The sequence below is a fragment of the Pseudomonas sp. PS01298 genome (genome assembly GCF_029959745.1).
GTDB lineage: Bacteria > Pseudomonadota > Gammaproteobacteria > Pseudomonadales > Pseudomonadaceae > Aquipseudomonas > Aquipseudomonas aylmerensis.
This window is the reverse complement of record NZ_JASCPP010000087.1, coordinates 19,636-29,123: the sequence shown is the minus strand read 5'-3', so window position 1 is coordinate 29,123 and position 9,488 is coordinate 19,636. Positions and strand designations below refer to the sequence as shown.

9 protein-coding genes are annotated in these 9,488 nt (G+C 61.0%); 4 read left to right on the top strand and 5 right to left on the bottom strand.

Translation table 11 applies throughout. The features are described from left to right. Positions 1-191: 191 nt before the first annotated feature. Complete coding sequence (locus QMX97_RS24070; RefSeq protein WP_065908958.1) at positions 192-1,646, top strand: TrkH family potassium uptake protein; 1,455 nt, start codon at positions 192-194, stop codon at positions 1,644-1,646. On the opposite strand, the gene QMX97_RS24065 is transcribed toward QMX97_RS24070, so the two are convergent. Then, on the bottom strand, positions 1,603-2,661 hold the full coding sequence (locus QMX97_RS24065; protein WP_106802768.1) for an AraC family transcriptional regulator: 1,059 nt from the start codon (positions 2,659-2,661) through the stop codon (positions 1,603-1,605). The two genes, QMX97_RS24070 and QMX97_RS24065, sit on opposite strands and share 44 nt — an antisense overlap. A 160-nt stretch (positions 2,662-2,821) precedes the next feature. Here QMX97_RS24065 and QMX97_RS24060 point away from each other — a divergent pair, with 160 nt between their 5' ends. The 3 genes from QMX97_RS24060 to QMX97_RS24050 all read left to right on the top strand — a co-directional run bounded on the left by QMX97_RS24060 (position 2,822) and on the right by QMX97_RS24050 (position 4,977). Beyond that, positions 2,822-3,133 (top strand): DUF962 domain-containing protein, encoded by a 312-nt coding sequence (locus QMX97_RS24060; protein ID WP_065909861.1) that lies wholly within the window; start codon positions 2,822-2,824, stop codon positions 3,131-3,133. A 361-nt stretch (positions 3,134-3,494) separates the two neighbouring features. Next, on the top strand, positions 3,495-3,677 hold the full coding sequence (locus QMX97_RS24055) for a hypothetical protein (RefSeq protein WP_065908954.1): 183 nt from the start codon (positions 3,495-3,497) through the stop codon (positions 3,675-3,677). A gap of 103 nt (positions 3,678-3,780) precedes the next feature. Continuing rightward, a complete protein-coding gene (locus QMX97_RS24050; protein ID WP_065908952.1) occupies positions 3,781-4,977 on the top strand; it encodes an MFS transporter in 1,197 nt (398 codons plus the stop codon). Here QMX97_RS24050 and arfB read toward each other — a convergent pair. From arfB to QMX97_RS24030, 4 genes are all read right to left on the bottom strand, one after another. Next, positions 4,974-5,387, bottom strand: coding sequence for an alternative ribosome rescue aminoacyl-tRNA hydrolase ArfB (arfB, locus tag QMX97_RS24045; RefSeq protein WP_065908949.1), 414 nt, complete (start codon positions 5,385-5,387; stop codon positions 4,974-4,976). The genes QMX97_RS24050 and arfB overlap by 4 nt on opposite strands. A gap of 117 nt (positions 5,388-5,504) precedes the next feature. After that, the gene (locus QMX97_RS24040) at positions 5,505-6,923 is read right to left on the bottom strand and encodes a hypothetical protein (protein WP_282397741.1); all 1,419 of its coding nucleotides are present in this window, start codon (positions 6,921-6,923) and stop codon (positions 5,505-5,507) included. A gap of 136 nt (positions 6,924-7,059) precedes the next feature. Further along, complete coding sequence (locus QMX97_RS24035; RefSeq protein ID WP_282397740.1) at positions 7,060-7,743, bottom strand: pentapeptide repeat-containing protein; 684 nt, start codon at positions 7,741-7,743, stop codon at positions 7,060-7,062. A 105-nt stretch (positions 7,744-7,848) separates the two neighbouring features. Then, positions 7,849-9,270 carry an amino acid permease gene (locus tag QMX97_RS24030; protein ID WP_065908943.1) on the bottom strand — a complete coding sequence of 474 codons (1,422 nt, stop codon included), beginning with the start codon at positions 9,268-9,270 and terminating at the stop codon, positions 7,849-7,851. Positions 9,271-9,488: the final 218 nt, after the last annotated feature.

Here is a 9,488-nt window from a genome sequence, read left to right as displayed (position 1 = left end):
ACTGACACTTATCCGTGTGGGAGCTGGCTTGCCTGCGATAGCGGTGGGCCAGTCATCCCTTGATCGACTGATACACCACTATCGCAGGCAAGCCAGCTCCCACCGTCGAACCGCGTTGCGGCGCGTACCCCGGTTTACATGCACTGCACCGCAGGTAGAATGGCGCCACCCTCAACCCCCGAGCGAACTTCATGGCGTTGCCGACCCTACGCATCATCGGTTTCATCATCGGCATCTTCCTGATCACCCTCGCGATCGCCATGGTCGTGCCAATGGCCACCCTGGTGATCTTCGAACGCACCAGTGACCTGCCCTCGTTCCTCTGGGCCAGCCTGATCACCTTTATTGCCGGTTTGGCCCTGGTGATTCCCGGCCGCCCCGAACATGTGCACCTGCGCCCGCGCGACATGTACTTGCTGACGGTCAGCAGTTGGGTGGTGGTGTGCGTGTTCGCCGCGCTGCCGTTTCTGCTGACCCAGCACATCAGCTACACCGACTCGTTCTTTGAAAGCATGTCCGGCATCACCGCCACCGGTTCCACCGTGCTGAGCGGGCTGGACACCATGTCACCGGGCATCCTGATGTGGCGCTCGCTGCTGCACTGGCTCGGCGGCATCGGCTTTATCGGCATGGCGGTGGCGATCCTGCCGCTGCTGCGTATCGGCGGCATGCGCCTGTTCCAGACCGAATCCTCGGACCGCTCGGAAAAAGTCATGCCCCGCTCGCACATGGTGGCGCGGCTGATCGTGGCGGCGTACGTGGGCATCACCATCCTTGGCAGCCTCGCGTTCTGGTGGGCCGGCATGGGCCTGTTCGACGCGATCAACCATGCAATGTCGGCGATTTCCACCGGTGGATTCTCCACCTCCGACGAATCCCTGGCCCACTGGAAACAGCCCGCGGTGCACTGGGTCGCGGTGGTGGTGATGATCCTCGGCAGCCTGCCGTTCACCCTGTACGTGGCGACCCTGCGCGGCAACCGCCGTGCGTTGATCAAGGACCAGCAGGTGCAAGGCCTGCTCGGTTTGCTGGTGGTGACCTGGCTGGTGCTCGGCACCTGGTACTGGTGGACCACCGATTTGCATTGGCTCGACGCGCTGCGCCATGTGGCGGTGAACGTCACCTCGGTGGTCACCACCACCGGCTTTGCACTGGGGGACTACAGCATTTGGGGCAACTTCTCGCTGATGCTGTTCTTCTACCTGGGATTTGTCGGCGGCTGCTCCGGCTCCACGGCGGGCGGGATCAAGATCTTCCGCTTCCAGGTCGCCTACATCCTGCTCAAGGCCAACTTGAACCAGCTGATTCACCCACGGGCGGTGATCAAGCAGAAGTACAACGGCCACCGCCTCGACGAAGAGATCGTACGTTCGATCCTGACGTTCTCGTTTTTCTTCGCCATCACCATCTGCGCCATCGCCCTGGCCTTGTCGCTGCTGGGCCTGGACTGGATGACGGCGCTGACCGGCGCCGCCAGCACCGTGTCCGGCGTCGGCCCGGGGCTGGGCGAGACCATCGGCCCGGCGGGCAATTTCGCCAGCCTGCCGGATGCGGCCAAGTGGATCCTGTCGCTGGGCATGCTGCTGGGCCGACTGGAGATCATTACAGTCTTTGTTCTGTGCATTCCGGCATTTTGGCGTCACTGACCGTCGACGCATCCTGCAACCGCGCCCGGTACTCGCCGGGCGTGGCATCGAACCAGCGGCGAAACGCGCGAAAGAAGTTGCTCGGGTCGGCAAACCCCAGCAGGTAGGCGATTTCCAGCAGTGTCATGCTCGGCTGTGCGAGGTACTGCTCGGCCAATTCGCGGCGGGTGTCATCGAGCAGGGTCTGGAAACTGGTGCCTTCTTCCTGCAAGCGCCGCTGCAAGGTGCGCTGGGACAGGTGCAGGGTCTGGGCCACCACTTCACGCTTGGGCTCGCCCTGTGGCAACAGGCGGCACAGCACCTGACGCGCCTTGTGCGTCACACGGCTCTCCGAGAAACGCGCCAGGTATTCACCGGCAAACCGATCGTGCAGCAGCGCCATGGCCTCGTTGGCCGTGGGCAGCGGCGCGTCCATGTCGGCGCGTTCGAAGATCAGCGCGTCATACGGCGCATTGAATTCCAGCGGGGCATGGAACGCTTGTTTGTAGGGCGCCAGGTCCACCGGTTGATCGCCTTGCAGCAGCACCTTGCGCGGTTGCAGGGTGCGCCCGGTCAGCCAGCCACACAGCGCCAGGGCACTCGCCAGCGAGGCTTCGGCGCTTTGCCGGGTGGGCGGCAGGTGATCGCCATGCACGGTGAGGATCAGCGCGTAACCTTCGGGGAGCAGGCGGAAACTGAGGTCGGCGCTTTCGGCGATGATCCGCTGGTAGCGCACCAGGCGCATAAACCCTTCGGCGAGGGTGTTGCTGGACATCAACGCATACCCGGCCACATGAAACGATGCCGGACGTACCACCTTGCCCATGTTCAGGCCAATCGCCGGGTTGCCCGAGACCTCCACCGCCCGCTGCCACAGCCGGGTCATGGAATCTTGTGGGAAGCGTGCATCGGGGTCGCTGAGCGCGGCGTAGTCCAGGCCGAGTTGCTTGAACAAGGCGCGGCAATCCAGGCCGTCCATTTCCAACGCCTTGACTATCCCCATCGCCCAGCTTGCAGAAGTTGTTCGTTCGCTCATGGCGTCTTCTTAATAAAGCAGGCTCAAACGGCAGCCAGGAAGCCAAGGATACTAAAGTGGCATCTATTGTCACTGGCTGTTACCACTGATCACTCTAGACTCAAATAAGCTCCCCGCCGAACATCTGTTGGGAGGCACAACAATCAAAGGGCCGGTCACCGTGGAAAACGTCAAGCGATTCAACAGCTTTGCCGAGTTTTACCCGTATTACCTGACTGAGCACGCCGACAGCACCTGCCGGCGCCTGCACTTTATCGGCACCACCCTGGTGATCGGCATCCTCGCGTATGCCATCGGCAGAGGCTCGTTGGGCTTGCTGCTGGCCGTGCCAATTGCCGGCTACAGCTTTGCCTGGGTCGGTCACTTCTTCTTTGAAAAGAACCGCCCGGCGACCTTCCAGCACCCGTTCTACAGCTTGCTGGGGGATTTTGTGATGTACCGCGACATGATTCTCGGCAAGGTGCCCTTTTGAGGTGTGACCCCGTGTCACTTGCGTAAAACAATGAAAGTTCGTTCATTGGTCGAGATTAAATTCTTTTTGTCATTTTCAGTGCTGTATCCTGCCAAGGCTTTTTGAGAGCGCGGAATCACCTGCGATTGAAAAAACAGACTTTGCGAGGAGCGACGACGATGCACGAGATACCTAATCTCCCCTTCCCAAGCCTGCACCCTACTGAGCAGCCAACACCGCAGCAGGCCAGCGACCAGCAGCCTGAGGCCAAAGAAGCACCACCAGTCGACAGCGAAAGCCAGGACTGACGCCGTACCAGACCGTGTGGAAAGCGCACCTTTGAGCGCTTTCCACACTGCCTGAATCACCCGAGATACCTGCCATGACCGATACCCTCCCCGACACCCCGGACGCCGCCGTACTCGACGCTGCCTTGCAGATGGTCGAAGTGTGGAACCGCCTCAGCGCGGACAAGCAAGCCAAGCTGCTCAAGCGCTTTGGCACCCAGGAAAACGCGTTGGCGGCCCTGGTTACCACGCAATTGCTGGCCCCTTCCCAAGCCTGACGCAGTGCCGACCTGACGTTTTTGCGTTTTAGCGCCCTGCGCCGGCCCAAGCCCGGTATCATTAGCCGCCTATCTTTACCTGCTGCGACAGTGGACCTCTCCCATGCCAGATACCCAGCGCCCCATGGCGGTCACGCTGCAAGTCGTTTCCATCGTGTTGTTCACCTTTATCGGCTACCTGAATATCGGCATCCCGCTGGCCGTATTGCCTGGCTATGTCCACAGTGAGCTGGGCTACGGCGCGGTCATCGCCGGCCTGGTGATCAGTGTGCAATACCTGGCCACGCTGCTGAGCCGTCCGTACGCAGGCAAAATCATCGACAACCTGGGCAGCAAGCGCGCCGTGCTGATCGGCCTGGTGGGCTGCGGCCTGAGCGGCGTGTTCATGCTGCTCGCGGCGTGGTTCTCCAGCTTGCCGGCCGTGAGCCTGGGCAGCCTGCTGATCGGCCGCCTGGTGCTGGGCAGCGCGGAAAGCCTGGTCGGCTCGGGCGCCATCGGCTGGGGCATCGGCCGCGTGGGGGCGGCGAACACGGCCAAGGTGATTTCCTGGAACGGCATCGCCAGCTACGGCGCGCTGGCGGTTGGCGCACCACTCGGGGTGCTGCTGGTCAGCCACCTGGGGCTGTGGAGCATGGGCGTCAGTATCATCCTGCTGGCGGTGATCGGCCTGCTGCTGGCCTGGAACAAGGAAGCGGCGCCGATCGTGGCCGGCGTGCGCCTGCCGTTCATGAATGTGCTGGGCCGGGTGCTGCCGCACGGCTGCGCGCTGGCCCTGGGCTCGATCGGCTTTGGCACCATCGCCACCTTTATCACCCTGTATTACACCACCCAGCATTGGGATAACGCGGTGTGGGCCCTGAGCCTGTTCGGCGCCAGTTTTATCGGTGCGCGCCTGCTGTTCGGCAACTTGATCAACCGGATTGGCGGCTTTCGCGTGGCGATTGCGTGCCTGTCGGTGGAAATCCTCGGGTTGCTGCTGCTGTGGCTGGCACCGGATGCGAACTTGGCCCTGGCCGGCGCGGCGTTGAGCGGCTTCGGTTTTTCCCTGGTGTTTCCGGCGCTGGGAGTCGAGGCGGTCAATCTGGTGCCGGCGTCCAGCCGCGGGTCGGCGGTGGGGGCTTACTCGCTGTTCATCGACCTGTCGCTGGGCATCACCGGGCCGCTGGCCGGGGCGGTGGCGGCAGGTTTCGGCTTTGCATCGATCTTCCTGTTCGCCGCCCTCGCCGCCCTCGGTGGCCTGCTGCTCAGCGTGTACCTGTACCGCCAGGCGCCGAAGGCCCGCGAAGCGCGCGACGCCTAGAAATCGACCTTGCCACGCCCGGCCTTGATACTGCCGCGCTTGGTCTTGGATTCGAGTCGACGCTTTTTCGAGCCCAGGGTCGGCTTGGTCGGGCGGCGCTTCTTCTCGACTTTGGTGGCACTGAGGATCAGCTCCACCAAACGCTCGAGCGCATCCGCGCGATTCTGCTCCTGCGTCCGGTATTGCTGGGCCTTGAGAATCAACACGCCTTCGCTGGTGATCCGGCTGTCGCGCAGCGCCAGCAGCCGCTCCTTGTAGAACTCCGGCAGCGACGAGGCCGGAATATCAAAGCGCAAATGCACCGCGCTCGACACCTTGTTGACGTTCTGCCCACCGGCGCCCTGGGCGCGGATGGCGGTCAGCTCGATTTCGGCATCGGGCAGGTGCACGTTGTTGGAAATTACCAGCATTGGGACAGGTCCGTTGTTCAGAACGGCCAGCATACTCGAACAAAACAAGGCCCTCGCGGTAAACCGGCGCTTGCAATGACCCCATTGAGCCGACTACAGGGCCTATAGCGCCCGATATCAAATGATCCGCCCGTCCGGCATTACCTTCGCTCGGCTCCCCCCCTGCAGGTCATGACGAAATTTTTCATAATGAGTGCTCACGGGCGCCTGCTTGTTCAGGGCATTCATAACCTCTGAATTGGAAATAGTAAAATCGCGGGCTGCAATCGGGCCGGAGAACGGTTCACGGTAGAGCGACTCCCCCCACTGGGTAGGGAGGCCATGGTTGGCGGCACCCAGGTTGACCTCGACCATGGAGTGATGATTGTCATCCACCAGGTAACCGGTAGCCATCCAACGGACCAACTCTTTCATTTCCCGCTGGGCCCTGACTTCGGCCTGCTCATTCGACTCGCCAGCCTTTGGCTGGTTAAGCCCCAACGTATTGACCAGCCCAGTCCCCAGCAACCGGGCTGCGGTCATAAATCGGTCGGTGGTTCCAGAAGGCCCCGCCACGACAGGTTTTTGCTGCAAAGCCGCGTCCTTGGCAAAGCCGGTGCCTTGCTTGACTTGCCAAACGGCGAAGCCGTTACCTCGGGGGATCACGGTATGCTCCAAGGGCAGCGCCGCCTGGCTTTTTATCGGTCCTTGATAGCCAAACTGGCCATCATCTCGATCCACACGGTTGCGTGGGTTAAAGCGCGCAAAATCAAGCTCCCGCGAACTCAGCCGGTCGTCGGCTTTCAGGTCCGCGGCCGACACCCAGACGTTGCTGCCCTGCGAAGTTGCTTCACGGAAGTCGTTCTGTACTTTAGTCAGGCTGGCACCCACGCGTGCTGGGTTGCTCAGCACAGGCCGCCCGTTTACATCCTTGATGGATTCATAAAGATGCCAATTCTGCGAGGCATCCTGAGTGTTTTCATTACTAAAAGTATAAAGCGCGAGTTGCTCCGGCAAGGGATGCTCTTTAGTGCCGCCTCGGGCAGGTCCGAACTGCTTGGACTCCAAATAAGGCACGTCAACAATCGGTGCGACACGCTCTTTCAGCTCACTTGAACTGTGAATGCGCTCCAGGGTTTCTCGAAAATAAGCCGAGTTACTCAAGTTGAAAAAAGCCGTGGCCTTTTCACGCAATGTCAGAGGCTCGTCTCCCGAACGGTGGGCACGTGGGCCGCCCTGTCGTGCTTCATCAAGGATACGACTGAAGCCTCCGGCCCCTAACTGACCGATCACGCCGAAGCGAGGCTGATCCGAGGAGTAGCTGCTTAACAGGTTGGCCGTGGCTTTGAGTTCATTGCCCTCGACCAACGTAGATAGCTTGATCAGGCTGGCAAGCAAGCCATCAATGGTTTTATGGGCCGCAGCGCTTTCACTGGCGAGCCGTCCCAAGTTGGCTTCAATCCGGCTGTTTTCGGCGACGTTGTTGTTTTGAAGGACGCCGGGGGAAAACACCGGCGCATTGAAAGTCTGTTGCGCGGGATGTGGCATCTCGATCATGGCGAACTCCTCATTGAGAACAGATGAAATCTCAATGTTGAGTGAATGCCCCTAAAGCATTTTTTTCTGTAGTCGCTTTCTGATTCATCGTGATACACGCGAGGCCTCGAAAAGCAGGCACGTCCCTCATAAAACCTTAGGCAACGGACAAGCCCAACTCGGATAACAGCATCGACGCCTGGGCTTTGGAAATCACGGCGCCTTTGAACAGTTTGGCATCATTGAGGCGAAACCCGCTCAAATCCGCACCGCGCAAGTCGGCACCGGCAAAATTGGCGCCGTGGATGCGGGCATGGGCGAGGCTGCAGTCGATCAGTTCGGCCTTGCGAAAATCAGCCTCCGACAAATCGCTGTCGGAGAAGTCCAGGTTATTCAACACGGTGCGCGCAAACGATAACCCGGACAGAAACGCGCTGTTCAGGCGGGTTTCACTGAAGCTCAGCCCCAGGGAGGCGCAATGGGTGAAGTTGGCGCCGGTCAATTTGCAGTGTTCAAAATTCGCCTGGGACAGCTTGCTGCGCTGCCAGCGGGTGTTGTTCAGGTCACAGCTGTGGAACTGCGCCTCCAACAGGTTTGCCGCCTCGAAAATCGCGTGGCCGGCCCGGCAGCTTTTCCACTGCGTGCCTTCCAGGCGCGCACCAAGGAAAGACGTCTGGACCAGGATGCAGCGTTCGAATACCCAGTGATCCAGCGCCATGCGCGAGAGGTCAGCGCCACTCAGGTCGACGCCAATCAGGCGCAGGGGCCCGCCGTGCTGGTCGATCAGGTCTTCCAGCGCGTCACGCTGCAAGGCGCCGCCGTCGATATCAGTGAATTGCATGGGGTCTGCGCTCCTGGAACGTTTAAACACGACGCGCGAGTCTACCCCGTCGGCGCCCACAAAAAACCCGGCACGCAGCCGGGTTTTCCGTTTGGGCGGGGCGGCTTACTTCAACGCCGCACTCGCCGTACCCAGCGCCGCTTCGGCACTGCGCTTGTTCTTGATCCAGTAGCACACCGCCATGAACGCCACCCACACCGGGATCGCGTACACCGACACCTGGATGCCTGGAATCATCAGCATGATCACCAGGATAAACGCCACGAACGCCAGGCAAATGTAGTTGCCGTAGGGGTACCACAGCGCCTTGAACAACGGCACCTGGCCGGTGCGGTTCATGTGCTGGCGGAACTTGAAGTGCGAGAAGCTGATCATCGCCCAGTTGATCACCAGCGTGGCCACCACCAGCGACATCAGCAGTTCCAGCGCATGCTGCGGGATCAGGTAGTTCATCAGCACCGCCACCAGGGTGATCGCCGCCGATGCGAGGATCGAGCGCACCGGCACGCCGCGCTTGTCGATCTTGGCCAATGCCTTCGGCGCATCGCCCTGCTCGGCCATGCCCAGCAGCATGCGGCTGTTGCAGTAGGTGCCGCTGTTGTACACCGACAGCGCGGCGGTCAGCACCACGAAGTTGAGGATGTGCGCGGCGGTGTTGCTGCCCAGCATCGAGAACACCTGGACGAACGGGCTGCCGCTGTAGGCATCGCCGGAAGCGTTAAGGGTCGCCAGCAGGCTGTCCCATGGCGTCAGCGACAACAGCACGACCAGCGCACCGATGTAGAAGATCAGGATGCGGTAGATCACCTGATTGATTGCCTTGGGGATCACGGTGCGTGGCTGGTCGGCTTCGGCGGCGGTGAAGCCGAGCATTTCCAGGCCGCCGAAGGAGAACATGATGATTGCCATGGCCATCACCAACCCGCTGACACCATGGGGGAAGAACCCGCCGTGGTCCCACAGGTTGCTCACCGAGGCTTGTGGTCCGCCGCTGCCGCTGACCAGCAGGTAGCTGCCCAGGGCGATCATGCCGACGATGGCCACGACCTTGATGATGGCGAACCAGAACTCGGCTTCACCGAAGACTTTGACGTTGGCCAGGTTGATCAGGTTGATCAGCACGAAGAACGCCGCTGCCGAGACCCAGGTCGGGATCTCCGGCCACCAGTAGTGCACGTATTTGCCGACGGCGGTCAGCTCCGACATGCCCACCAGGATGTACAGGATCCAGCAGTTCCAGCCCGACAGGAAGCCGGCGAAACCGCCCCAGTACTTGTGGGCAAAGTGGCTGAAAGAGCCGGCGACCGGCTCTTCGACGATCATTTCGCCGAGCTGGCGCATGATCATGAAGGCAATGAAGCCGCAAATGGCGTAGCCGAGGATCATCGACGGGCCGGCGGACTTGAGCACCCCGGCCGAGCCGAGGAACAGGCCGGTGCCGATGGCGCCACCGAGGGCGATCAACTGGATATGCCGATTTTTCAGGCCGCGTTTCAGCTCGCCTGAAGAGGAATGGGGTCCACTCATGAAAAGGGTCTCACGCAAGGTTTGATGATGTTGATTGCAGGTTGCTGCCTTGAATTACCGACTCAAGCAGCGCCGCTCAAACCCCAGCGCAGGCACCAGGAGTACAGCGTCTTTCTAACGGTCATGCGTCACCTGTTTGTTTTTATCTGTGACGAAATCGAACCCGTCCGGCTCGTGGCCAGGCGGAGTGATCAGGGTAGGTAAACCCCGAGGTCTTG